Origin of the sequence: Jiangella alkaliphila, from assembly GCF_900105925.1 — a bacterium.
GTDB lineage: Bacteria > Actinomycetota > Actinomycetes > Jiangellales > Jiangellaceae > Jiangella > Jiangella alkaliphila.
This window is the reverse complement of record NZ_LT629791.1, coordinates 3,019,619-3,042,717: the sequence shown is the minus strand read 5'-3', so window position 1 is coordinate 3,042,717 and position 23,099 is coordinate 3,019,619. Positions and strand designations below refer to the sequence as shown.

General features: G+C 73.1%; 20 protein-coding genes. 10 read left to right on the top strand and 10 right to left on the bottom strand.

Annotated features, from left to right (window positions below; genetic code table 11):
• Positions 1-26 precede the first annotated feature (26 nt).
• Genes BLV05_RS14080 through BLV05_RS14070 form a run of 3 tightly spaced genes read left to right on the top strand, consistent with a single transcriptional unit; the run spans position 27 to position 2,157 of the window.
• Positions 27-635 carry an RNA polymerase sigma factor gene (locus BLV05_RS14080; protein WP_082155023.1) on the top strand — a complete coding sequence of 203 codons (609 nt, stop codon included), beginning with the start codon at positions 27-29 and terminating at the stop codon, positions 633-635.
• Positions 628-1,380 (top strand): hypothetical protein, encoded by a 753-nt coding sequence (locus BLV05_RS14075; RefSeq protein ID WP_052762228.1) that lies wholly within the window; start codon positions 628-630, stop codon positions 1,378-1,380. The genes BLV05_RS14080 and BLV05_RS14075 overlap by 8 nt, the downstream gene beginning before the upstream one ends.
• A 48-nt stretch (positions 1,381-1,428) precedes the next feature.
• A complete protein-coding gene (locus BLV05_RS14070) occupies positions 1,429-2,157 on the top strand; it encodes a hypothetical protein (protein WP_052762229.1) in 729 nt (242 codons plus the stop codon).
• Positions 2,158-2,317: 160 nt separating this feature from the next.
• Here BLV05_RS14070 and BLV05_RS14065 read toward each other — a convergent pair whose 3' ends face one another.
• From BLV05_RS14065 to BLV05_RS14060, 3 genes are all read right to left on the bottom strand, one after another.
• The gene (locus tag BLV05_RS14065; RefSeq protein WP_197683648.1) at positions 2,318-3,592 is read right to left on the bottom strand and encodes an RNA polymerase sigma factor; all 1,275 of its coding nucleotides are present in this window, start codon (positions 3,590-3,592) and stop codon (positions 2,318-2,320) included.
• A gap of 2 nt (positions 3,593-3,594) precedes the next feature.
• Positions 3,595-3,948: a YciI family protein gene (locus BLV05_RS35785; protein ID WP_046767414.1), complete on the bottom strand. Its 354-nt coding sequence runs from the start codon at positions 3,946-3,948 to the stop codon at positions 3,595-3,597.
• 118 nt (positions 3,949-4,066) lie between these two features.
• Positions 4,067-4,462, bottom strand: coding sequence for a cupin domain-containing protein (locus tag BLV05_RS14060; RefSeq protein ID WP_046767415.1), 396 nt, complete (start codon positions 4,460-4,462; stop codon positions 4,067-4,069).
• A 103-nt stretch (positions 4,463-4,565) separates the two neighbouring features.
• Here BLV05_RS14060 and BLV05_RS14055 point away from each other — a divergent pair, with 103 nt between their 5' ends.
• The 3 genes from BLV05_RS14055 (at position 4,566) to BLV05_RS14045 (ending at position 7,799) form a co-directional block, all read left to right on the top strand.
• Positions 4,566-5,168: a TetR/AcrR family transcriptional regulator gene (locus BLV05_RS14055; protein WP_046767416.1), complete on the top strand. Its 603-nt coding sequence runs from the start codon at positions 4,566-4,568 to the stop codon at positions 5,166-5,168.
• 347 nt (positions 5,169-5,515) lie between these two features.
• Positions 5,516-7,138 (top strand): flavin monoamine oxidase family protein, encoded by a 1,623-nt coding sequence (locus tag BLV05_RS14050; protein ID WP_046767417.1) that lies wholly within the window; start codon positions 5,516-5,518, stop codon positions 7,136-7,138.
• A 13-nt stretch (positions 7,139-7,151) separates the two neighbouring features.
• Positions 7,152-7,799 carry a Rid family hydrolase gene (locus BLV05_RS14045; protein ID WP_052762230.1) on the top strand — a complete coding sequence of 216 codons (648 nt, stop codon included), beginning with the start codon at positions 7,152-7,154 and terminating at the stop codon, positions 7,797-7,799.
• On the opposite strand, the gene BLV05_RS14040 is transcribed toward BLV05_RS14045, so the two are convergent.
• Positions 7,796-8,902, bottom strand: coding sequence for a PP2C family protein-serine/threonine phosphatase (locus tag BLV05_RS14040; RefSeq protein ID WP_197683647.1), 1,107 nt, complete (start codon positions 8,900-8,902; stop codon positions 7,796-7,798). The genes BLV05_RS14045 and BLV05_RS14040 overlap by 4 nt on opposite strands.
• A 65-nt stretch (positions 8,903-8,967) precedes the next feature.
• Complete coding sequence (locus BLV05_RS14035; protein WP_046767418.1) at positions 8,968-9,777, bottom strand: Fpg/Nei family DNA glycosylase; 810 nt, start codon at positions 9,775-9,777, stop codon at positions 8,968-8,970.
• A 13-nt stretch (positions 9,778-9,790) separates the two neighbouring features.
• On the opposite strand from BLV05_RS14035, the gene BLV05_RS35780 reads away from it, so the two are divergent.
• Positions 9,791-10,009 carry a hypothetical protein gene (locus tag BLV05_RS35780; RefSeq protein WP_152690629.1) on the top strand — a complete coding sequence of 73 codons (219 nt, stop codon included), beginning with the start codon at positions 9,791-9,793 and terminating at the stop codon, positions 10,007-10,009.
• On the opposite strand, the gene BLV05_RS14030 is transcribed toward BLV05_RS35780, so the two are convergent.
• A complete protein-coding gene (locus tag BLV05_RS14030) occupies positions 9,954-10,433 on the bottom strand; it encodes a ribose-5-phosphate isomerase (protein WP_046767419.1) in 480 nt (159 codons plus the stop codon). The genes BLV05_RS35780 and BLV05_RS14030 overlap by 56 nt on opposite strands.
• A 26-nt stretch (positions 10,434-10,459) precedes the next feature.
• Positions 10,460-11,068, bottom strand: a complete 609-nt coding sequence (locus BLV05_RS14025) for a mycothiol-dependent nitroreductase Rv2466c family protein (RefSeq protein WP_046767504.1) — start codon at positions 11,066-11,068, stop codon at positions 10,460-10,462.
• Between the two features lie 125 nt (positions 11,069-11,193).
• Between BLV05_RS14025 and pepN the strand changes: the two genes are divergently transcribed.
• Both pepN and BLV05_RS14015 read left to right on the top strand, forming a co-directional pair.
• Complete coding sequence (gene pepN, locus BLV05_RS14020) at positions 11,194-13,746, top strand: aminopeptidase N (protein WP_046767420.1); 2,553 nt, start codon at positions 11,194-11,196, stop codon at positions 13,744-13,746.
• Between the two features lie 68 nt (positions 13,747-13,814).
• On the top strand, positions 13,815-14,621 hold the full coding sequence (locus BLV05_RS14015; RefSeq protein WP_046767421.1) for an IclR family transcriptional regulator: 807 nt from the start codon (positions 13,815-13,817) through the stop codon (positions 14,619-14,621).
• 117 nt (positions 14,622-14,738) lie between these two features.
• Here the strand turns inward: BLV05_RS14015 and BLV05_RS14010 are convergent, their stop codons facing one another.
• Positions 14,739-18,722 (bottom strand): golvesin C-terminal-like domain-containing protein, encoded by a 3,984-nt coding sequence (locus BLV05_RS14010; protein WP_152690630.1) that lies wholly within the window; start codon positions 18,720-18,722, stop codon positions 14,739-14,741.
• 110 nt (positions 18,723-18,832) lie between these two features.
• Between BLV05_RS14010 and BLV05_RS14005 the strand changes: the two genes are divergently transcribed.
• Positions 18,833-20,824 (top strand): DUF2264 domain-containing protein, encoded by a 1,992-nt coding sequence (locus BLV05_RS14005; protein WP_052762231.1) that lies wholly within the window; start codon positions 18,833-18,835, stop codon positions 20,822-20,824.
• Here the strand turns inward: BLV05_RS14005 and BLV05_RS14000 are convergent.
• Both BLV05_RS14000 and BLV05_RS13995 read right to left on the bottom strand, forming a co-directional pair.
• Positions 20,805-21,650 carry an LLM class flavin-dependent oxidoreductase gene (locus BLV05_RS14000; protein ID WP_046767506.1) on the bottom strand — a complete coding sequence of 282 codons (846 nt, stop codon included), beginning with the start codon at positions 21,648-21,650 and terminating at the stop codon, positions 20,805-20,807. The genes BLV05_RS14005 and BLV05_RS14000 overlap by 20 nt on opposite strands.
• Positions 21,647-23,080 (bottom strand): amidase, encoded by a 1,434-nt coding sequence (locus BLV05_RS13995; RefSeq protein ID WP_046767423.1) that lies wholly within the window; start codon positions 23,078-23,080, stop codon positions 21,647-21,649. The genes BLV05_RS14000 and BLV05_RS13995 overlap by 4 nt, the downstream gene beginning before the upstream one ends.
• Positions 23,081-23,099: the final 19 nt, after the last annotated feature.

The following is a 23,099-nucleotide window of genomic DNA, read 5'->3' as shown; positions in this document are numbered from 1 at the left end:
GGGAACCGCGGCGGGCCGTGCGGTGTATGAACGGCAGAACACCACGGACGAGGACAGAACCCATCGCCGACGAGACCGAGCAGGCCGCCATCGCCCGCGTGCGCGCCGGAGACGCCGACGCGTACGCCGTCCTCGTGCGCCGGCACGCCGCCCACGCGCGCCGGCTCGCCGTCATGGCGGGCGCCGGGCCGGACGCCGACGACGTCGTCCAGCTGGCGTTCGTCAAGGCGTACCGGACGATCGGCACGTTCCGCGACGGCGCGCCGTTCCGGCCGTGGCTGCTGCGGATCGTGCTCAACGAGACCCACAACGCCACCCGGGCGACCCGCCGGTACCGGGCGGCGGCGGAGCGCTGGTTCGTCCTCGACACCGCGGCCGCGGCCACCGCCGACGACCCGGCGACGACGGCGCTGGCGGATGAGCGGCGGACGGAACTGGTGGCGGCGTTGCGGGAGCTGCCCGAGCCGCACCAGCGGGTCGTCGCCTGCCGGTACCTGCTCGACCTGGACGAAGAGGAGACGGCGACGGTGCTCGGCTGGCCGCGCGGCACGGTGAAGTCGCGGCTGCACCGGGCGCTGCGCCGGCTGCGGACCCAGCTGGCGCCCACGCAGGCCCAGGAGGTGGACCATGGATGACGCCCTCGACCGCGAGCTGCGCGCCCTCGGCCGCTCGCTCGGCACGGCGATCGACGACGACGCGCCCGCGCCGGCCGCCGTCGCGACGGCGGTGCTGGACCGGCTGCGGACCAGTCCTGAGCCGGTGCCCGCGCGGGGGTGGGCGCGGCCGCGGCCCGCGGTTCGCCGCCGGCTGGCCGTCGTCGCCGTCGCGGTGCTGGTGGCGCTCGGTTTGACGCCGCCGGTGCGGGCCGCGGTCGGCGAGTGGCTCGGCATCGGCGCGGTCGCCGTCCGCCCCGGCCCGTCGCAGCCGTCGGCGTCGCCGCCGCCGGAGGCGACCGCGGGACTCTCGCTCGACACCGCCGCGGAGCTGACCGGGCTCACACCCGTCGTGCCGCCCGTCCTCGGCTCGCCCGACGGCGTCGAGGTGTCGGCCGATCGCCGCGTGCTGTCGCTGACCTGGGGCGCCGGCGCCGAGACGGTCCGGCTGGACCAGGTCACCGACCCGCTGTCGCCGGTGTACCTGAAGACGGCGCAGCTGGGCACGACGGCCCGCACCCTCACCGTCGACGGCCACGACGCATGGTGGTTCGGCACGCCGCACTCCCTCGTCCTGCTGACGCCCGACGGCAGCGAGCGGACCGAGTCGGCGCGGGTCGCCGGCCCGACGCTGGTGTGGGTCGACGACGGCGTCACGTTCCGGCTCGAGGGTGCGGACCGCGACCGCGCGGTCGAGATCGCCGGGTCGGCCCTGGGAACCGGCTGAGCCCGGCCGGTGTAGACCGGGCAACACCACCGACCAGCTGGAGCCGTCATGCGCATCGCCCGCCCGGCCACCGTCGTGCTCGTCCTCGGCGCCCTCCTGTTCCTTGCCGCGCCCGCGTCGGCCGGCGGACCCACCAGCGTGCTGCTGGTGTCGCCGTCCACCGGCCGGACCGCGTCGCTGTACGCGACGAACGAGGGGTACACGACGCTGATGAGCCAGCTGGACGCCGACCCGGCGGCCGATCCCAGCCGCGGCATGACACGGCCCAATATCGGCGGCGACCAGATCGTCGTCACCTGGATGATCCACGACGTGCAGCCCTGGCGGGTCGACCGCATCACCCTGGACGGCGGCGGGCTGCCGGAATGGGTGAACACCACGCAGTCGACCGGCGCCGGTCCGATCGCGCTCGACGATGCCGGCCTGTGGCACCGGCCGGCAGACGCGGCGGCGCTCGCCGGCCTGCTGGTCGAGCTCGGGCTGACCGGGCAGACCGGGCTGCGGCCGGCCGGGAAGGAGGACGCTGCGACGATGTCCGGCAACTTCGACCCGCCGGCCCCGGCCGGTGCGGGCGACGCGGCCGGTGCGTCCGGTGCAGCCGGTGCGGCGTCTTCGCCGGACGACGGCGGCGCGGTCGCCGTGGCGACGTGGGCGTTGCCGGCGGTGGCCGGCGGGATCGTGGTCGGCGTGCTCAGCGACCGCTGGCTGCGCCGCCGGCGCCAAGGCGGCGACGGCGGCCGCTGGCAACTCGTCGACGTCCCCGGGCCCTCGGCCTGACCGACCCTCCGACCGCGGCGGCCCGCTGCGGCTCCCCCTCCGGCTGCGGCGGCCCGCCCGCGGGCTGTTGATCATGGAGAAGGTCGGCTCTGGAGCGCCGAGAGCCCCGACCTTCTCCGTGATCAACAGCGAAAGAGAGAGGTCCAACCGGAGTGATTCCTCAGTCGCGTGCCGTGCGCTGTTCGGCGGCGGCGAGGCAGCGGAGCAGGAAGGCCCGCTCGGCGTCGTTGCCGCACAGGTCGACGGCGCGCCGGTAGGCCGCGACCGCGTCCGCCGGCCGATCCAGGCGGTCCAGCAGCCGGCCGCGAGCGGCGTGCAGCGGGTGGAAGCGATCGAGCGCGCCGCCCGCCACGAGCTCGTCCAGCAGGCCCAGCCCGGCCGCCGGTCCGTGCGCCATCGCGATGGCAACGGCGCGGTTGAGGTCGACGACCGGGGAGGGCGCCGTCGCGCGGAGGACGTCGTAGAGCCCGACGATCTGGGGCCAGTCGGTGGCGGCGGCCGACGGCGCCTCGTCGTGGACGGCGGCGATGGCGGCCTGCAGGGCGTACGGGCCGGGCGGGCGGTGCCGCAGCGCGTCGAGCACCAGTGACCGTCCCTCGGCGATCTTGCCCTGGTCCCAGCGGGACCGGTCCTGGTCGTCGAGCAGCACGAGGTCGCCGGCCGCGTCGACGCGGGCGTCGCGGCGGGCGTCGACCAGGAGGAGCAGGGCGAGCAGGCCGGCGACTTCGGGCTCGGCCGGCAGCAGGCGGTGCAGGATGCGGGCCAGCCGGATCGCCTCGTCGGCCAGTTCCGGCTGGATCAGCGCCGCGCCGGTGCTGGCCGCGTACGCCTCGGTGAACACGACGTACACGACGCTGAGCACGGCCGGCAGCCGGCCGGGCAACTCCGTCGCCGACGGGACGCGGTAGGGGATGCCGGCCGCCCCGATCTTCTGCTTGGCCCGCACCAGCCGCTGCGCCATCGTCCCCTCGGGCACCAGAAACGCCCGCGCCACCTGCGCCGTCGTCAGCCCGGCGAGGTACCGCAGCGTCAGCGCGACCCGCGCCTCGGCACGCAACGCGGGGTGACAGCAGGTGAAGAACAGCCGCAGCCGATCGTCGCCGATGACGTCGGGCCCGGTGTCGGCGGCCGGCTCGGTCAGCCGGGCCAGTTCGTCGCGCTCGGCCTCGACCTTGAGCACCGCCAGCTTGGCCGCGTAGTTCTGCCGCCGGCGCAGCAGATCGACCGCCCGGCGGCGCGCCGTCGTCAGCAGCCACGCGCCCGGCCGGTCCGGCACGCCGTCGACCGGCCAGCGCTCGACGGCGGCGGCGATGGCGTCGGCCGCCACCTCCTCGGCGAGGTCGAAGTCGCCGACCCAGCGGACGAGCGTGGCGAGCAGCCGGCCCCACTCTTCGCGGAAGACCGCCTCGGCGGGGTCGGCCGCCCACCGGCTCACCGTCAGCTCTGGTCGAACACCGTGATCGGGCGGACTTCCATGGACCCGTGCCTCGCGCCGGGGCACTTGGCGGCCCAGTCCAGCGCGGCGTCGAGGTCCGGCACGTCGACGAGGTAGTAGCCGCCGAGCACCTCGCGAGTCTCCGCGAACGGCCCGTCGGTGACCACCCGCTCGCCGTCCTTGAGCCGCACGCTCGTGGCGGTGTTGACCGGCTCGAGCGCGTTGCCGTCGACGTACACGCCGGCCTTGCGGATGTCCTCGGTGTAGGTGAACCACTCGGCCATTTCGGCCTCGAGCTGGTCCTGCGGCGGAGCCTCGGTCCGCGGCTCGCTGTAGATCAGCAGCAGGTACTGCATCTCGTCCCCCTTCGCGGGTCGTCGCGGGCGGCCCGGTGCCGCCCTCACCATGACGACGAACGGCGACCGCCCTCATATACAACACCCCGCTTCCGGTGACGGGAACGACTTCAGGCCGTCAGCTCGCCGCGGGCTGGAACTCGGCCAGCCGGTCGGAGTGCGGCGAACTCCCGGTCGCCGCGAGCCAGTGCGGATACGAGACGTAGACCACCTCGCTCTCCTCGTCGGCGCGGTAGACGAGCTCAGTGCCCGCGCGCAGGTAGATGACCTCGCCGACGACCGCCGTGGTGACGGTGCCGCCGCTCTCGACGCTGAACCGGCCCCTCGTGACGACCAGCGCCTCGTCGTAGGAGACGGTCCACGGGTTCGACTCGCCCGCGCCGTAGCGGGCGAAGCCGACGGTCATCGCAGCGTCGTGGCGCTGGTCGATGGCGTCGGCCAACTGCAGATCCTGATCGAAGCGACGAAACCACTCGAGGTCGTCGCCGCTGGTCACCTTCGTCACGCCGGGCATGTCGCACGCTCCCTTTATGTATCGGTCGCTACACAATAAACCGGTGGCGGCCGGTGGCGTCAAGGGGTTAATGTAGCGATCGACACAGAAAGGAGACGACACGATGGGACGCGGCCGGCCACGCGGGTTCGACCGCGACGTGGCGCTCGACCGTGCCATGCGGCTGTTCTGGACGCGCGGGTACCAGGACACCTCGATCGCCGACCTCACGGACGTTCTCGGCATCGGCTCGCCCAGCCTGTACGCCGCGTTCGGCTCCAAGGCGTCACTGTTCTGCATGGCAGCCGACCGCTACCAGGACGGCGACGGCGGCCGCCCCGGTGTGGCGCTGACCGAGGCGCCGACGGCGCGCGGCGGCGTCGAGGCGCTGCTGCGCGAGAACGTCACGCTGTTCACCAAGCGGGGCGGGCCGCGCGGCTGCCTCCTGACCCGCGCGACGCTGAGCTGCCCGCCGACCGACACCACGGTCGTCGCCTACCTGGAGCGGAGCCGACGCGACCGGCTGACCGCCCTGCGCACGCGGCTGCGGACGGCCGCGGAGGCGGGCGAACCACTGCCATCCGACGACGTCGACACGGTGGCGATGTACTACGACGCCCAGGTGCAGGGACTCGCGGTCCGCGCGCTCGAGGGTGCCACCCGGCCGGCACTGCTGCGCACCGTCGACCTCACGATGGCCGGCTGGGACGCACTGATCGCGCGGTGAGCGGAGCGCCGGGTGCGCCTGCGACCATCCGGCCTCGATCGCCAGGGGTGCGGCGACGGCTGGCGTCCTGGGCGTGCGGCGCGACGGCGGTGTCCTGGTCCGGCGTGGGCGCCGACGTCGACAGGCACGGCCGTCTTCGATGGCGAGGCTCGCGTTCTGGGCCTCTTCGGGGTACGGAGAAGATCAATCGGACCCACTCATTCAGTCGGCCCGAGCGCACCACCGTCACACGGTGAGCACCCAGTGATCTTGCCCTAACTCTGCCGAAATCCGGACATAACCCCCATTACCAAGACTGCCTCTGCGCCCGGCACCCCCGCCCGGGCGCACCGACAAGGAGGCCAGTCGTGACCACCACCGCCGGTACACCACACGCACACACCAGGCGCAGCTTCCTCACCCGCGTCGGCGCCGTCGGCGGCGCCTCGGCGCTGTACGGCAGCATGGAGGCCCTGGGCTTGTTCGCCTCGCCCGCCGACGCCGCCACGGCGACCCCGGACTTCGCGCCGCCGCGGGCGGCCGATCTGCCCGACTCGGCCCGCGCCAGGGGCACGAACGTGGTCATCCTGGGCGCGGGCAGCGCCGGGCTGGCCGCGGCGTACGAGCTGGGCAAGGCCGGCTACGACTGCACCGTCCTGGAGGCGCGCGACCGGCCCGGCGGCCGGGCGAAGACGATCAGGCGCGGCGACAAGCTCACCGACACCGACGGCGTGACGCAGACGTGCCGGTTCGACGACGGCCTGTACTTCAACGCCGGTCCGGCCCGCATCCCGAACCACCACGTGACGCTCGACTACTGCCGTGAGCTGGGCGTTCCGATCGAGGCACTGGTCAACGCGAACGCGGAGAGCCTCTACTACCACGAGAACACGAGCACCACTAACTACGGCGAGCTGGCCGGCACCGCGGTCACCCACCGGCAGGCGAAGGCCGACGTGTACGGGTACATCTCCGAGCTGCTCGCCCAGGCGGCCGACCAGGGTGCACTGGACACCGTCCTCAGCGCCGACGACGCCGAGCGGCTGGTGGCGCTGGCGAACAGCCTCGGCGGCCTGACCGGCGGCCGCTACGCCGGCAACGGCCGCCGCGGGTACGTGGACGCGCCGGGCGCGGGCCACGACGCGGGCGTGGTGGGCACTCCGCCGTCGATGTCGGCGATCCTGCAGAGCCAGTTCGGCACCCGGTTCGCGTTCGAGTTCGGCTGGGACCAGGCGATGATGATGTGGCAGCCAGTAGGCGGCATGGACCGCATCTCCGCCGCTCTCGCGGCGGCCGTCGGCGGTAAGCGGCGCATCACCTACAACGCGCCGGTCACGCAGATCGACAACCGGCCCGACGGCGTGCGCGTCAGCTACCGCCACAACGGCCGGACCCGCACCATCGATGCCGACTACTGCGTCAACACCATCCCGCCGATGGTGCTGACGAACATCCCGAACAACTTCGCCCAGGCGACGAAGGACGCGCTGGCCGTCCCGACCGGCGCGAACACCGGGAAGATCGGCCTGCAGTACGGCCGCCGCTGGTGGGAGGAGGACGACAAGATCTTCGGCGGCATCACCGCGACGAACATGGACATCTCAGGCATCTGGTATCCGTCGTCGGGGTTCCTGAGCCGCAAGGGCGTCGTCGTCGGCTACTACTCCGGCTCGTACAGCGGCCTGACGGTGCCGGACCGGGCCGCCCGCGCGGTCGAGCAGGGCGTGAAGATCCACGGCGCGAAGTACCGCGACGAGCTGGAGACCTCGTTCTCCATCGCCTGGCCGAAGGAGCCGTACAGCCTCGGCGGCTGGGTGAACTGGCCGGGCGGACGCGGCGCCGCGTACGACCTCCTGCTGCGCCCGGACGGCCGGACCTACTTCGCCGGCGACCACCTCAGCTACCTCACCGCCTGGCAGGCCGGCGCGTTCGAGTCCGCCCGCCTGACCGTCACCGCCCTGCACGAGCGCGTCGCCGCCACCGCGGCCTGACCAGGGAGAACCCATGCGCAAGCCCACCCGCCGGCTGACCGTCGTCGCCGTCGTGTCCAGCCTGACCACGCTCGCGATCACCGGCAGCGTCGTCGCCGTCACCGGCATCGGCGCGCCCCGGCCGCAGGAGGTGCGGTTCAACATCGCCGCGCCCGCCCAGGCACCGGACCCGTTCATCGCCAACGGCGTCGCCGTCGGCAACCAGGTGCCGCTCTACTTCTCCAGCGGCATCGGCCCGGGCGCGCTCAACACGGCCGCACCGGCCGGGACGCCCGAGCGCTACATCGACCCGGCCCAGTTCCCCGGCGGGGTACTGCCCGCCGGCGTCACCGTCACCGAGGCGCAGGGCATGAACGCGATGGCCCGCATCAAGGAGAACCTGGAGTCACAGGGCCTCACGCTCGCCGACATCATCAGCATGCGGATCTACCTGGAGGCCCCGCCCGGCGCCGAGCGGGCCGACTACAACGGCTGGAACCGCGCGTACCGGAAGTGGGTGGCCAACGTGAACCGGGTGACGGGCGAGGTGATCCCCGCCTACGCGCCGGTCCAGTTCGCCAACGCCACCCGGCCGTCGCGTACGAACCTCGAGGTCGACACGCTGCCGGTTACCGGCTGGCTGGTCGAGATCGAGGTCGTGGCCGCCTACACCAAGCGCTAGAGCGTCCGCCACAACAGCAGCAGGGCGCGGTCGTCGGCATCGGAGGAGGCGACGGCGTTGATGAGCTTCTGCGCGCCGCCGTCGAAGCCGTGCGCCACCAGCCGCTCGGCCTCGCCCTGCAGTTTGTCGATGCCGTCGGACAGGTCCCGCCGCGGCGCCTCGACCAGCCCGTCGGTGTAGAGCATGAGCGCGTCACCGGGCCGCATGCGCCCGGTGACGGGCTCGTAGTGTTTCTGCTCGTAGACGCCGAGCAGGCCACCCTCGGTGTCGAGGGTGGCCCAGCGGCCGGATCCGGCGTGGAAGTGGATCGCGGGCGGATGGCCGGCCGAGCGGACCTCGTACTCACCGGTGGTGAGGTCGACGACGAGATGGACGGCGGTCGCGAACCCCTCGGGCCAGCGCTGCCGCAGCAGGTAGGCGTTGGCGGCGGGCAGGAACTGGTCCTGCGGCAGCGAGCCGAGCAGCCCGCCGAACGCGCCGGACAGCAGCAGCGCGCGCGTCCCGGCGTTGTGGCCCTTGCCGGACACGTCGACCAGCGCGAGCTCCAGCACGCGGCCGTCGGTGGACCGGGAGGCGACGGCGAAGTCGCCGGAGAAGCTGGACCGCTCGGCGGCATGGTGCTTCAGCTCGACCTGCCAGCCGCGCCCCAGCGGCGGCATCCGGCCCTGGGCGGCCAGGCGGTCGCGCAGGTCGACGAGCATCGACTCGCCCATGGTGCCCTGCAGCCCGAGCCGCGCCCGCGACCGCGCCAGGCCGAGCGACACGATCGCGGTGATCCCGACGACGACGGTGACGGCGGCGAAGGTCTGCCCGCCCCCGATGACGATGCCGCCGGCGATGAGGCAGAACCCCACGGTGCCGACCAGCCAGGCCAGCGCCCGCGGCTGCACGAACAACCCGCCGAACAGCAGCGGCAGCACCAGCGCGATGGCCGGCACGATCGACTCCCACTGCACCATCGACAGCCCGAGCAGCAGGGTGGCGGCCAGCAGGACGGCCATGACGACCGGCTCGCGGATCAGACGCCGCGTCAACGCGCTGGCGGGACGCCCGCCGAAGAACGCCCCCGCCAGCCCGAGCAGGCCAGCCGATCGGGTCGTCACACGAGGACCCTAGCGGCAAAGAGAGCGTGGGAGGAAGATCACACAGAATTGCCCGCGACGGCCCGTCAATGCTGGCAGTTCGGGCACCAGAACAGGTTTCTGGCCGCCGCTCTTCCGGCCGCGACGGGCCTGCCGCAGACCAGGCACGGCTGCCCCGCGCGCCGGTAGACGTACACCTCGCCGCCGTGGTCGTCGACTCGCGGCGGACGGCCCATGGCCTCGGGCTCGTGCTCGGGCCGGACGGTGTCGATCCGGCCGGTCTGCACGCCGAGCGCCATCAACGCCACCAGGTCGGACCAGATCTCCCGCAGGGTCCGCGGCGGCACCGACGAGCCGGGCCGCGCGGGGTCGACACCGGCCCGGAACAGCGACTCGGCGCGGTACACGTTGCCGACGCCCGCGACGACCGCCTGGTCCATGAGCAGCACACCGACCGGCGCCCGGCTGCGCCCGATCCGGGCCAGCGCCGCCTCCGGGTCGTCACCGCGCAGCGGGTCCGGGCCGAGCCGGGCCTCGACGGCGGCCTTGTCGGCGTCGGCGACCACCTCGCAGCGGGTCGGCCCGCGCAGGTCGGCGTGCGCGCCGGCGGTCGTCAGCCGCAGCCGCACCTCACCGCGGACCGGCCCGTCCGGCGCCGGTGCGCCCACGACGTCGAACTTCCCGTACAACCCGAGGTGGACGTGCACCCACCGCCGCCCGGCGAACCCGATGAACAGGTGCTTCCCGTGCGCCTCGGCCCGCTCCAGCCGCGACCCGGACACGACGGCGGCGCCGGCGGCGAACCGCCCCTGCGGACTGGACACCTCGACCACCCGGCCGCCGAACGCACTGGACAGCTCACCGGCCAGACGGTGGATCGTGTGGCCTTCGGGCACTACCGTCCTTTCTATGAACGATCGCGAGAAGGGCGTCCGCAAGCTCGACCAGGTCGACCGGCGCTCCCAGGTCGGCGTGTCGCGGGCGCTGCGGGCCCGGGACGTGTCGCGGCCGAGCCCGGGCGACGTCGCCGCCGCGCTGGAGCGGATCGGGAAGTCGCCGCTGCCGCCGCGTTCTAGTCGGCCGGCGCCGGCAGCGGAGGAAGCTCGCCGTCCACCTCGTAACGGCTGAGCATCGCGATGCGGCGGGCGTGCCGCTCGCTGCCGGAGAACGGCGTCTCGAGGAACGTCTGCACGAATGCCGCGACGTCCTCGAACGGGTGCATGCGGGCGCCGACGGCCAGCACGCGGGCGTCGTTGTGCTCACGGGCCAGCCGCGCGGTCTCCTCGGACCACGCCAGCGCGGACCGGATGCCCTCGACCTTGTTCGCGGCGATCTGCTCGCCGTTGCCGGAGCCGCCGATGACGACGCCGAGGCTGTCCGGGTCGGCCGCGACGCCCTCGCCGGCCCGCAGGCAGAACGTCGGGTAGTCGTCGAGCTCGTCGTAGACGAACGGGCCGTGGTCGACGATCTCGTGGCCGCCGTCGCGGAGCACCTCGACGAGGCGGTTCTTGACTTCGTATCCGGCATGGTCGGAGCCGACGTGGACGCGCATGGCCGTCAGTCTGCCGTATGGCCGGCTCAGTCGAAGACGGGCTCGCGGGTACGGGTCCGCTTGAGCTCGAAGAAGCCGTCGTACGAGGCCAGCGCCCGCACGCCGTCCCATACTCGACCCGCCTCGTCGCCCTTCGGCGCCGGCGCCAGCACCGGGCCGAAGAACGCGTAGCCCTCGACCGCGATGACCGGCGTGCCGACCTCGGTGCCGACCTGGTCCATGCCGGCGTGGTGGCTCTCCTTCAGCGCGGCGTCGAACTCGTCGGTGTCGGCGTACGCGGCCAGCGACGCCGGCAGCCCGACCTCCTCGAGGGCGGCGGCGATGACCTTGCCGCGGTCGCGCTCGTGGCCCGGGTGGAACCGGGTGCCGAGGGCGTCGTACAGCGGCTTCACCCATTCCTGGCCGTGCAGATGCTTCGCGGCCGTGACGACGCGCACCGGGCCCCAGCTGTCGGCCATGAGGCGGTTGTACTTCTCGCCGAGGTCGCGCTCGGCGTTGAGGTACGACAGCGACATGACGTGCCAGGTGACCTCCACCGGCCGGACCCGCTCGACCTCCATCATCCAGCGCGACGTCATCCACGCCCACGGGCAGATCGGGTCGAACCAGAAGTCGACGTGAGTGGTCTCGCTCATGCGGTTGCCCTTCATCACAGTTGACACGTCAAAGAGGTCTCGAAATGGCCAACCGCGCGCTGACACGATCGATTCCCAGGGCTCACGGCCAGCGCGAAGACGGATGTTCTGCCAGGATCGACGCCATGTCTGGCACGAACCTGACCCGCGACGAGGCCCGCGAACGCGCGTCCGTCCTCGACCCCGCGTCGGTGCGGTACACCGTCCACCTGGATCTCACCACCGGCGAGACCACGTTCGGGTCGACGACGACGGCGACGTTCGCCGCCACCGAGGGCGCCGAGACCTGGCTGGACCTCATCGCGCCCACCGTGCACGAGGTCGTCCTCAACGGCAACGCGCTCGACCCGGCCGAGGTCTTCGACGGCAGCCGGGTCAAGCTCACCGGCCTGGCCAGCGAGAACGAGGTCAAGGTGGTCGCCGACGCCGCCTACATGAACACCGGCGAGGGCCTGCACCGGTTCGTCGACCCGGTCGACGACGAGGTCTACCTCTACTCGCAGTTCGAGGTGGCCGACGCCCGCCGCGTCTACGCGTGCTTCGACCAGCCCGACCTCAAGGCCGAGGTGACCTTCCTGGTCGACGCGCCGTCCAGCTGGGAGGTCGTGTCGAACGCGCCCGGCAAGGCGGGCAAGGCCAGCCACGGCAAGAAGCGGTGGACGTTCGAGCCGACGCCGAAGCTGTCGACCTACGTGACGGCGATCGTGGCCGGTCCGTACCACGTCGAGCGCTCGGAGCACGTCGGCAAGGAGAAGACGATCCCGCTCGGGCTGTACTGCCGCAAGTCGCTGGCCGAGCACCTCGACGCCGCCGAGCTGTTCGACGTCACCAGCCGCGGCTTCGCCTTCTTCGAGGACGTGTTCGGGCTGGCCTACCCGTTCGCGAAGTACGACCAGCTGTTCGTGCCCGAGTTCAACGCCGGCGCCATGGAGAACGCCGGCGCCGTCACCCACCACGAGGACTACGTCTTCCGCAGCCGCGTCACCGACGCCGCCTACGAGCGCCGGGCCGAGACGATCCTGCACGAGATGGCGCACATGTGGTTCGGCGACCTCGTCACCATGCGCTGGTGGGACGACCTCTGGCTGAACGAGTCGTTCGCCACCTGGGCGTCGGTACTGTCGCTGGCCGAGGCGACCCGGTGGACCGACGGCTGGACGACGTTCGCCGTCACCGAGAAGCTGTGGGCGCTGCGCCAGGACCAGTTGCCGTCGACGCACCCGATCTCCGCCGACATCCGCGACCTCGAGGACGTCGAGGTCAACTTCGACGGCATCACCTACGCCAAGGGCGCCAGCGTCCTGAAGCAGCTGGTCGCGTGGGTCGGCCGCGACGCGTTCCTCGAGGGCGTGCGGGCCTACTTCGCCGAGCACGCGTGGGGCAACACCTCACTCACCGACCTGTTCGGGCACCTCGAGCGCACCAGCGGCCGCGACCTGTCGGCGTGGAACGAGCAGTGGCTGCGCACGGCCGGCGTCAACACGCTGCGCCCCGCCGTCACCATCGACAGCGCCGGCACCTACACGTCGGTGGTCGTCGAGCAGACCGCCGCGCCCGAGCACCCGGTCATCCGGTCGCACCGGGCCGCCATCGGCCTGTACGACTACACCGACGACGGCGCACTGGTGCGGCGCACGCGGGTCGAGCTGGACATCGACGGCCCGCGCACCGAGGTCGCCGAGCTGCGCGGCGAGACCCAGCCCGACCTGCTGCTGGTCAACGACGACGACCTCACGTTCGCGAAGGTGCGCCTCGACGACCGCTCGCTGGCGACGGTGGTGCGCTCGATCGGGTCGCTCGACCCGCTGCCGCGGGCGCTGTGCTGGACGGCCGCGACGGACATGCTGCGCGACGCCGAGATGTCGGCCAGCTCGTTCGTCGAACTGGTGCTCGGCGGCATCGCCCGCGAGACGTCCATGGGTGTGGTGCAGCACGTGCTCAGCTCCGCCCGGGCCGCGATCGAGCTGTACGCCTGGCCGGCCAACCGGACGGCGCTGTCGTCGCGCTGGGCGGCGGCGCTGCGCCAGCTGGCCGGGTCGGCCGAGGCCGGCGGCGACCGTCAGCTCGCCTTCACCCGGGCCTGGGTGGCGGCCGCGGCCAGCGACGAGCACATCGCGGAGATCATGGCGCTGCTCGACGGCGACGAGTCGGTGCTGCCGGGCCTGGTGGTCGACACCGACCTGCGGTGGACGCTGCTGCAGCGGCTGGTCGTGCTGGGCGCGGCCGGCGAGAGCGCCGTCGACGCCGAGCTGGAGCGCGACAACACCGCGACCGGGCAGCGGCAGGCCGCGTACGCCCGCGCGGCCGTGCCCACGTACCCGGCCAAGGCGGCCGCCTGGCAGGCCGCCGTCGAGTCCGACGCGCTGCCGAACGCGCTGCTCAGCGCCACGGTGCGCGGCTTCGCCCACCCTGAGCAGCGCGAGCTGGTGCGCCCGTACGTCCAGCCGTACCTCGACGCCGTCCCGCGGGTCTGGGCGGACCGGACCAACGAGAGCGCGCAGGCCGTGGTCGTGGGGCTGTTCCCGCGGCTGCTCGCCGACGCCGCCACGGCGACGACGGTGCGTGGCTGGCTCGAGACAGCCGAGCTGCCCGACGCCGCCCGCCGGCTGGTCGTCGAGGGCCTGGCCGACCTCGACCGGGCGCTGCGCGCACAAGACCGCGATCGCCAGGCGGGTTGACGGGTTTTGTGCGGGGTTTCATCTACCATGTAGATGACCGTTCCGAGCATGATGGTGGGGGTCAGAACGTGCCACGTGTAACAGCCCGCGAGTCCGCCGGCGGCACCCAGAGCGTCGAGCGGGCGCTCTCGTTGCTGTCCGCGTTCAACGAGGAACACCCCGAGCGGCGCATCTCCGAGCTGGTGACCGCGACCGGGCTGGGCCAGTCGACGGTGTCGCGGCTGGTCGGCGCGCTGGTCAACCTCGGGTACCTCACGCACCACGGCCGCAGCGGCCTGTACGGCATCGGCCCGCGGGTCATCACGCTGGCCGGCATCGGGCTGAACCAGTCGCCGGTGCACCAGCAGTCGCGCCAGCTCGCGCAGAACCTCGCCTCGTCGCTCGGCCTCGGCGTCAACGTCGCCGAGCGCCACGACGCCAGCCTGTTCTACCTGTGCCACTTCGAGGGCGCCAACGCGCCGCGGCCGTCCACGCTGATCGGCCGCGGCGGCCCCCTGCACGCCACCGCCATGGGCAAGGCGCTGACCAGCGAGCTGCCGCCCGACGAGCTCCGGTCACTGCTCGGCGACCAGTACGCCCGCTACACGCCGCACACCCTGACGTCGTTCGACGAGCTCAGCGGCGCTCTGCAGGAGGTGCGCTCGCGCGGGTACGCGACCGAGCTGGAAGAGCTGGCGTTCGGCCGGGCCTGCGTGGCCGCGCCGATCCGGGACCGGTCCGGCCAGATCATCGCCGCGCTGTCGGTGTCGGGGCCGCTGTCGGCAATGAACCTCCCGGCCCGGCAGGACGAGCTGGCGATGATCGCCATCGAACACGCCGACCAGATCTCGTCCAACCTCGGCTACCACGCCACCGTGACCGCGCTCCCCCACTGAGATCGCTTTCCGGGGTACGCGGTCCTGTCCGTCCACGCAGGTCAGGTACCTGTCTCGGTGCCGCCGCCGCGCGACTCCGGCGGGACGGGCGACCGGCCCGCCGGAGCACGAGCTGCCTCAGAGCTTGCGGAAGCGGGCACCGCTCAGGCGGGTGTAGCCGGTGCTGGCGTCGCGGACCTCGATGCGCACGTTGCCGCCCATGCCGGCGGCGAACTCGAACGTGCCCAGCTCGCGCCAGGTGCGCGGCTGTTCCATCTGGTTGACGACGAACTCGGTCTCGCCGCCCAGGTGCGTGACGACGTAGACGGCGTTGGTCGCGGTCTCGAAGTTGGACGGATACCAGACGTCGACGGCGTAGCTGCCGGCCTCGGGGAGGTCGGGGGTCCACGTCGCCGTGCCGCCGGTGACGCCCTCGGGGCTGTACCGGGACGCGGCGCCGTCGGCCCCGGCCAGGCCGCTGATCAGCCAGCTGCCGGTCTGGTCGTACCGCGGCGGGTAGTCGTTGTTGGTGATCGCGATGATGTCCGGGTCCTCGACCCGCAGGCTGATCGTCACCTTCGGCTTGCCGTCCAGGTTGGCCGACACGAAGTGCGTCTGCTCGGTCGGGATGGTCGGCCGGGTGGTGGCCCGCACGACGTGCTCGAGCTCGGTGCGCGGCGGCACCTCGACCTCGAACGTCGTCTCGCTGAACGACCAGTGGAACTGCCCGGTGATCGTCACCGTCCGGGTCACCGGCACCGGGCCGCGGTTGAGCACCGCGATGCGCAGGTCGATCGAGCCGCCCGGCTCCGGAACCACGGCCGGCGACGGCGTGATCGCGGTCAGCCGCACGGGGTCGACCAGCTCGACGGTGACCGGCTCCAGCTCCGCCGAGCCGCCGGACCAGGTCGCCGTCGCGGTCAGCGGATGCGGCACCGCGAGCGCGGCGTCGGCGGGCACCGTCACGGAGAACGTCCCGGTCACCGACTCACCGGCGGCGACGGCGTCGGGCAGCGGCTCCGACGGGGTCACCGTCCACCCGCCCGGCGCGGCCAGCGCGACGGCGACACCGGACAGCGACGACGACGCCGTCAGCCGCACCCGCAGCGTCAGCTCGTCCGCCGGCGACGCGGTGGCCGGCGCCGACAGCGACCCGAACGCCGCCGCTCCGCCGGCCGCGACCCCGGTGACCGACGACGGCAGCCGCAGCGTCCGCCGCTGCGACGTCGCCGACAGCGTCCGCACCTCGTAGGCGAACGTGTCGGTCAGCGCCGCCAGCGGGACCGTCCATTCGTTCGGGTACGGCTTGTCCGCGACGATCTGCTCCGGCCCGTCGTTCACCCAGTACGCGAGCGTCGCCGCCTCGACGGAGTCGCTCTGCACGTAGGCGTCGGCAGCCGTCCGGTCCGGCCGGACCAGCAGCATGCCGCGGGTCAGGCCGCCCTCGGCGCCGGGCAGCGCGTCGTCGAAGGCGTAGCTGACCTCGCCGCGGTCCTCCGACGATGGCAGCCAGTGCCACGGCGCCGGCCGGCCGGCGCCGCGGACGATCACCACGGTGATGCCGCGCGCCGACACCGTCACGGGCAGCTTCCCGCCGGTGAGCCGGTAGTGCTTCCACCGGCCGTTGTCCATCAGCACCTGGACGTCGTACCGGCGGCCCGGGTCGATGCCGGTCAGTTCGCGGTCGAACGTCACCGTCGCGCTCACCGTCGCGTCGCGCGAGTTCGTCAGCGACAGGTACAGCGAGTCGTTGCCGACGCCGGTCAGCCAGTTCAGCTGCGGGTGGTCGACGGCGACGATCCCCTCGGGCAGGTACGGCCAGACGCCGTCCTCGCCGAAGAACGTGCCCGGCTCGTGCCCGTAGGTGCTGAACTTGAAGAACACGAAGTCGCACTCGAACTGCTTGGGGAAGCTGATCCGCCCGTCCGACCGGACGTAGTGCTCGCTGAACAGGTAGTCCAGCGTGAGGCCGAGCTGCGCCGGCGCGTGGTGGAAGTAGATGCAGCTCTCCCCTGGCGGGCCGGTCAGCGGGAAGTCCGGGCGCAGGTGCTGCGCGGTGAACTGGCGGTTGTAGTAGCCGGGGTAGTGCGTCCAGCGGCCGATGACCAGGTTGTGCGCGAAGTCGACCAGGAACTCGTCGCCGGCCTCGTGCGCCAGCCGGAGCAGGAACGGCGCCCAGATCGGGTTCATCACCATGCCGCCGCCGGGGTGCCGCTTCGGCTCCTGGATGCGGTACGTGATCAGCTGCTCGATCGTCTGACCGGTCGTCGACACGTACCAGGCCGGCACCTCCTCCGGGGCGATGTCGTCGAGCGGGTAGTCGGGCAGGAGGTGCCCGTTCCAGTCGTCGAACTGCATGTTGATCATGTACGGGACCGGCGCCCGCACCGTGCCGTCGGGCACGGGCCGCACCATCGTCTGGGTGACGAACCGCTGCGCCTCGCGGTACGCCGCGTCCAGGAAGTCGCGCTCGCCGGTCAGCTCGTACATGACGAACAGCTCCAGCCAGTGCTTGGAGTACGAGAAGACGAACACGCCGTCGCCCTGGTTGTTCGAGTACGGCGTCAGGACCTGGTCGCGCAGGTACCGGCGGGCCAGCGCCGTCGCCTCGGCCAGCCAGCCCTCGTCGCCGGTCAGGACGTAGGCCTGCAGGGCGTTGCTCCACGGCGCGCGGGTGTCGCGGAACGGCGGGGCCTTGACGGTGTCGAGCGCCAGCCGGTGCAGCGCCGCGTTCTGGCCGCGGGTCTGCCGGTACAGCGGGACCAGCGTGTTCGCGTCGACGGCGACGCCGCCCAGGCCGTAGACGGTCGCCGAGGTGTCGTTGTAGACGTCCTTGCCGATGATCGGGGTGTGCCCGTGGTTGCGCCGCGAGACGTGGTACTCCATCATCTGGCGGGCGCGGCGGTCGTAGAAGTCGCCGGCTCGGTCCGGCGGCGACAGCAGGTAGTTCGCCGACAGCAGCACGCCGGCGACGGACGTCCGCACGGCCTGGTCGTTCTCGGAGTCGGCGAACCCCTTGGCCCGGTTCCACCAGCCGGAGAACGACGGCACGAACGTCTCGCTGTCGTCGCCGTCGGGCTCGATGCCGACCAGGTTCATGATGTTGGACGCCGTCTGCGTCAGCGACGTGTCGTAGACGTTCTCGCGGTAGGCCGTGAATCCGTACTCGCCGCGGCACAGCGCGACGTAGGCGTCGTAGAGCACGCCCGCATGCGCCTGGACGCCGAACGCGTAGCCCAGGCTCTGGCCCGGCTCGAGCAGCGACCGGTCGCCGGCCTGCGGCGCGTACGCCACCGGCTGCACGTGCGCCTCGTCGTTGAGCAGGCTCATCCCGAACGGCTGCCGGTACGGGCCGAGGTCGCGCTCGTGCTCGTAGGCGATGACGTCGCTGGGGATGTAGACGCCGGACGTGACGGTCCGGCCGGCGATGGTCCGCTGCACCAGGCTCATCGGCGCAAACAGCTCCCAGCTGCTCAGCGACTCCGGGCTGCCGATGACGCGGGCGTGCTGGCGGATCCCGCACAGCACCTCCTCGGCGTCGTCGGCGGTGCCGGTGTCGAGGCTCTGGTAGCCGACGACGAAGTGGCCGGCCTGCCGGGCGGTGACGGTGTAGTGCAGCTCGGGGTGCTCGCGGTCCAGCGACCAGCGCACCGTGAGCTCGTGGACGCCCGGGCTCGTGCTGGTCAGCTCGACGGTGCGCGGGCCGAGCTGGCGGAACCCGTCGAAGGCGACCCAGTGCGGCGTGGCGGAGCTGTAGTAGTAGCGCGGGCTGGGCCGCTCGGTGCCGGTGAGCACGACCCACTGCTCGTCGAACCGGCGCTCCGGGTCGGTGACGGCGACCCAGCCGGCGTCGGTCCGGAGTTCGAGGTCGCGGACGTAGCTGCGCCCGCCGTCCCAGGTGGCCTCGTGGAACGTCACCCGGTAGCGGTCGTTGGACAGCTGTGCGACCTGCCGGAAGGCCAGGTTCGGCTTCTCGGTGCGGCGCATCGCGTCGGTGGGGACGGCCGGATCGTCCGCCGTCGTGGCCGGTGCGGCGTGCGCCGGCTGACCGAAGGCTCCCAGCACCGGCGGCAGCACGGCCGCGCCGACGAGCATGCCCATGACGGCACGTCGCGACAACATGGTGGGAGTGGATGCCTGCAATGTGACTCCATCGTCCATAATATGAGTGTTGTATGGTTTCAATCGCCGTGTCAACAGCCACAGGAAAACGCTGTCCGGAGAGGACTCCCATGCTGGAACTGCCCTCGGAGGACGCCGTCCGGTCGCCGCACACGGGCTGGACGCGGGCGCACTGGGAGGTGGTGGCCGACCACAAGCTGCTGGCGCTGCGTCCGCACGCCTCGCCCCGGCACGCGCTGATCTCGCTGCCAGGGCTGTCCGGCGCCAGCGGCCGGTGGAGCGACGGGCTGGAGGCGTTCGCGCGGACGTTCCTGCTGGCCGGGTTCCGGGTCGGCGGGGCGGGCGGCGACGACCCGCACGGGTTCGCCGACTGGTACGCCGAGGGGCTCGCGGCCGGCACCGACCCGTCCTCGCCCGAGCGCTGGCCGCGGTTCGGCGAGCGCGGCCAGGCCAAGGTCGAGGCGGCGTCCATCGCGATCGCGCTGCACGAGACCCGGCCGTGGCTGTGGGACCGGCTGCCCGAGCGCACCCGCGAGACCGTCGTCGAGTGGATGGCGGAGATCCTCGGGACGTTCGTGCACACCAACAACTGGATCTGGTTCCAGAACGTCGTCGAGGGGTTCCTGCGCTCGGTCGGCGGGCCGTGGCGCCAGGACGAGATCGACCGGAACCTGGCCGTCCACGAGGGCTTCTACGCCGGCGACGGCTGGTACTCCGACGGCGGCAAGGGGCCGGACGGGCTGCGGCACTTCGACTACTACAGCGGCTGGGCGCTGCACGTGTACCCGCTCTGGTACCACCGCATCGTCGGCACGGCGGCGCCGCTGCCGTACCGGGAGCGGCTGGTCCGGTACCTCGACGACGCCCAGTACTTCGTCGCGCCGTCGGGTGCGCCGGTGCTGCAGGGCCGGTCGCTGACCTACCGCTACGCCATGCTCGGCCCGTTCTGGACCGGCGCGCTGTTCGACGCGACGCCGCTCCCGCCCGGGCGGACCCGGCGCCTGGCCAGCGGGGTGCTGCGCTGGTTCGTCTCGCGGGGTGCGGTGGACGACGACGGGCTGCAGCCGATCGGGTGGCGGGGCGCGTTCGCGCCGATCCGGCAGCTCTACACCGGCGCGGGGTCGCCGTACTGGTCCAGCAAGGGCTTCGCCGGTCTGCTGCTGCCGCCCGACCATCCGGTGTGGACGGAGACGGAGTCGGCCTTGCCGGTGGAGACCGCGGATGTGTCGGTGCTGATGCGGCCGCCGGGGTGGCTGCTGTCCGGCACGGCGGCCGACGGCGTGGTGCGGCTGGTCAACCACGGCAGCGACCACATCTACGGGCCGCGGGTCGCCGACGACGTCGCCTTCTACGCGCGGCACGGGTACTCGACGCACGCGGCGCCGTCGCTGCACCGCGAGGGCGTGGCACACCCGGGCGAGTCGCACGTCGCGCTGCTCGACGCCGGCGGGCGGCCGAGCCACCGCAGCCCGATCCGCCGGCTGGCGGTGACCGCGTCCGACGAGGCGGTGCTGGCGTCGCGGTCGCGGGCGCACTGGCGCGAGACCGGCGAGCCGACCGTCGGCGACGGCGACGCGTTCCGCACCGGCCCCTGGCTGACGACGGCGTCCGTGCTGCGTGGCGCGCTGGAGGTGCGACTGGCCCGGCTGGACCCCGTCGAACTGGCCGACGACCCGGACGAGGTGTGGGTGGCCGACGCGGGTCCCTGGGTGCTCCGGTTCGGCGGCTGGTCGATCGCGTCGGACACGGCGCCGCGGGTGGCCTCGGACGACCGGGTGGTCGCCGACAAGGGGCTGACCAGCCTGGTCATCGGCGTCGGCGACGTCTCGGCGACGGGCGTGGCCGAGCCGCCCGGCGCCCACCCGCTGGGCCGCTGGTCCGCCTGGCCCTGGGCGGCGACCTCCGGTCCGGCGGCGTTCGGCCGGGTCTACGCCGCTGTCGTCGTGCTCTCCGCCGACCCGGCCGCGGTGGCCGCCGCCCCGTCCGTCCTCGTCACGGTGGACGGCGACGACGTCACCGTCACCTGGCCCGGCGGCTCGACCACCACGCTCACGCTGCCCGGACCGCGGCCGGACGAGACGCTCACCCTGGGGAGCTGGTGACGGCGGGGACGATCTGCTCGGCGAACGTGCGCAGCTGCGACGGCGGGCCGCCGAAGAGGAGGACGTCGGCGCGATGGTCGGCCGCCAGGGCGCTCAGCTCGTCGATCCATTGCGACACCGGACCGGCCAGGTAGCCCTCCGAGACCCCGTCGGTGATGGTGCCGCCCACGTTGTACACGCGGCGGACGGCGGACGGGTCGCGGCCGGCCTCGGCGGCGGCGGTGTCGACCCGTTCGTTGAGCTCGGGCAGCCGCTTCAAGACGTCGGCGTTGACCGACGGGACCCAGCCGTCGGCCAGCCGGCCGGTCAGCGCCAGCGCTCGCGGGCCGTAGGCGCCGACCCAGATGCCGAGGTCGTGCGCCGGCAGGGGGCCGGAGTGCACCCCACGCAGGTGGTAGTGCGACCCCTCGAAGCGCAGCCCGCGCTCGCCGCCCCAGAGCAGGCGGATCACCTCGATCGCCTCGGCCAGCGCCGCCAGCGCCTCCCCCGGCGTCCGCCGCACGCCGCCGTAGCCCTCGATCGCGTCCCAGAACGCGCCCGCGCCGAGGCCCAGCTCGAACCGTCCGCCCGACAGCACGTCCAGCGACGCCGCGGTCTTGGCGAGGACGCCGGGCGGGCGCAGCGGCAGGCAGGCGACGTCCGGGAAGACGCGCAGCGACGACGTGGCCGTCAGGATCGCGCTGGACAGGACCATGGTGTCGACGTAGCGGCGCTGGTACGGGTGGTCCTGGATGCCGACGTACTCCAGGCCCAGCGACTCGGCCAGGCGCGCGGTCTCGATCAGCGGGTCGGCCGCGTTCGGGACCAGGAAGTATCCGAAGCTCACCACGTGGCCGGCCTCCGGTCGCGCCACGGCCGGGCCGCCTCGAGCTGCGCGGCCAGCGACAGCAGCGTCTCCTCGGCGCCGTGCATGCCGCCGAGCATGACGCCCACCGGCAGCGTCACGCCGTCGACCTCGGTGGTCTCGAGCGGCAGGCTGATAGCCGGCCAGCCGGTGAGGTTCCAGACGCTGGTCCACGGCGTGAACGCCATCTGCCGGGCGAAGTCGCCGGCCGGGTCGGCGTCGTCGCGCTGGGAGCCGACCGGCGCCGGCAGCTGGGCCAGCGTCGGGCACAGGACGACGTCGTAGGCCGCCCAGGTGGCCGCCGTCTCACGCGTCGTGGTCTGGATCAGTCCCAGCGCCGACGCGTACTCGATGCCGCTGACCGACCCGCCCTTGTCGCGCAGCCAGCGGGTCAGCGGCAGCAGCAGGTGCTCGTGCTCGGGCGGCACCGGCGCGCTCAGCGCCAGCACCGACCAGATCGCCTCGAACGAGTCCCACCGCTCGGCCGCGAACGGAACCGGCGCGGGCTCGACCCGGTGACCGAGGTCCTCCAGCAGCCGGGCGGTGCGGACGACGGCGGTCAGGCAGGCGTCGTCGACGGGCGCGTCGGCGGAGATGACGGGGGTGGTCAGCAGGCCGATGGTGAGCCGGCCGGGGTCGCGCCCGCAGGCGTCGAGGAAGGTGGTGCGCGGCGGCGCGAGCACGTAGAGGTCGCCGGCCCACTGGTGCGACAGCACGTCCAGCAGCGCCGCGGTGTCGCGGACGTCGCGGGTGAGCACGCCGTTGGACGCCAGGCCGGCGCCCTCCGGGCGGTACGGGCCTGGACTGACGCGGCCGCGGGTGGGCTTGAGCCCGACCAGCCCGCAGGCGCTGGCCGGGATGCGGATCGAGCCCCCGCCGTCGCTGCCGTGCGCGACCGGCGCGATGCCGGCCGCGACCGCCGCCGCGGACCCGCCGCTGGAGCCGCCGGCCGACCGCGAGGTGTCCCACGGCGTGCGGGCCGGCGGCGCGATGTCGGACTCGGTGTACGGCGGCAGGCCGAACTCGGGCGTGTTCGTCTTGCCGATCATCAGCGTGCCGGCCCGCTGCAGCAGCGTGACGACGCCGTCGTCGGCGGGCGCGACGAAGTCGGCGAGGGCCGCGCTGCCGGCCCGAAACGGCACGCCGGCCACCATCGCGAGGTCCTTGACGGGGCACGGCACGCCCAGGAACGGCGGCAGCTCGCCGCCGGACCTGGTCCGCTGGAGGAGGCTCTCGGCCTCGGCGGCCTGCTCGCGGGCGAGGTCGGGGGTCAGGGTGACGAAGGCGCCGAGGGACGAGTCCAGCCGCTCGGCCCGAGCGAGCGAGTGGTCGACCACCTCGGACGGCGACACCTCGCGCTGGCGGACCGCCGTGGCCAGCTCCAACCCGGTCAGCTCATGGATCTCGCTCACGCTTCGACCCTACGGTGCC

What these genes read in the sequence shown, in the direction of transcription:
- BLV05_RS14025 (WP_046767504.1), bottom strand. Translation starts at nt 11,068, where the DNA reads ATGAGCGAGACCACTCACGTCGACTTCTGGTTCGACCCGATCTGCCCG.
- BLV05_RS14060 (WP_046767415.1), bottom strand. Translation starts at nt 4,462, where the DNA reads ATGCCCGGCGTGACGAAGGTGACCAGCGGCGACGACCTCGAGTGGTTT.
- BLV05_RS14030 (WP_046767419.1), bottom strand. Translation starts at nt 10,433, where the DNA reads ATGCGCGTCCACGTCGGCTCCGACCATGCCGGATACGAAGTCAAGAAC.
- BLV05_RS14045 (WP_052762230.1), top strand. Translation starts at nt 7,152, where the DNA reads ATGCGCAAGCCCACCCGCCGGCTGACCGTCGTCGCCGTCGTGTCCAGC.
- BLV05_RS14055 (WP_046767416.1), top strand. Translation starts at nt 4,566, where the DNA reads ATGGGACGCGGCCGGCCACGCGGGTTCGACCGCGACGTGGCGCTCGAC.
- BLV05_RS14070 (WP_052762229.1), top strand. Translation starts at nt 1,429, where the DNA reads ATGCGCATCGCCCGCCCGGCCACCGTCGTGCTCGTCCTCGGCGCCCTC.
- BLV05_RS14080 (WP_082155023.1), top strand. Translation starts at nt 27, where the DNA reads ATGAACGGCAGAACACCACGGACGAGGACAGAACCCATCGCCGACGAG.
- BLV05_RS35785 (WP_046767414.1), bottom strand. Translation starts at nt 3,948, where the DNA reads ATGCAGTACCTGCTGCTGATCTACAGCGAGCCGCGGACCGAGGCTCCG.
- BLV05_RS14075 (WP_052762228.1), top strand. Translation starts at nt 628, where the DNA reads ATGGATGACGCCCTCGACCGCGAGCTGCGCGCCCTCGGCCGCTCGCTC.
- BLV05_RS35780 (WP_152690629.1), top strand. Translation starts at nt 9,791, where the DNA reads ATGAACGATCGCGAGAAGGGCGTCCGCAAGCTCGACCAGGTCGACCGG.
- pepN (WP_046767420.1), top strand. Translation starts at nt 11,194, where the DNA reads ATGTCTGGCACGAACCTGACCCGCGACGAGGCCCGCGAACGCGCGTCC.
- BLV05_RS14010 (WP_152690630.1), bottom strand. Translation starts at nt 18,722, where the DNA reads ATGTTGTCGCGACGTGCCGTCATGGGCATGCTCGTCGGCGCGGCCGTG.
- BLV05_RS14005 (WP_052762231.1), top strand. Translation starts at nt 18,833, where the DNA reads ATGCTGGAACTGCCCTCGGAGGACGCCGTCCGGTCGCCGCACACGGGC.